Below are 408 nucleotides of genomic sequence, written 5' to 3'. Positions count from 1 at the left end.
GAGCAGTTGGTTCAACTCTCGTCCGAGTTCGAAGGTCACCCGGACAACGCGTCTGCCAGTGTTCTCGGTGGCGCAGTCGTCTCGTGGAGTTGCCCACCGGCCGTCGAAGGCGACGAGCCGATCTACTCCGCGGCGAAACTCGACGTCCATCCCGACATCCGTGCTGTGGCACTGGTTCCCGAGGAGCGGTCGTCCACCGCACACACTCGCGGGCTCCTGCCCGAATTGGTTCCGCACCAGGATGCCTCGTTCAACGCGAGCCGCAGCGCGCTCGCCGTCGTTGCGCTCACTGCTCGGCCCGATCTGTTGATGGCGGCCACCGAGGATCGCCTGCATCAGGCACAGCGCGCACCCGCGCTTCCGCTCACGACGCGATGGATCGGGATCCTGCGCGAGGCGGGTATCGCT

Annotated in this window: 1 pseudogene; it reads left to right on the top strand. The window is 66.4% G+C overall.

Features of this window, described 5'->3' with window-relative positions:
* Positions 1 to 408, top strand: a pseudogene (locus A2J01_RS15125) (homoserine kinase); the annotation flags it as partial.

Origin of the sequence: Rhodococcus sp. EPR-134 (assembly GCF_001647205.1) — a bacterium.
Lineage (GTDB): Bacteria > Actinomycetota > Actinomycetes > Mycobacteriales > Mycobacteriaceae > Rhodococcus_F > Rhodococcus_F qingshengii.
This window is presented reverse-complemented; position numbering and strand designations above follow the sequence as displayed.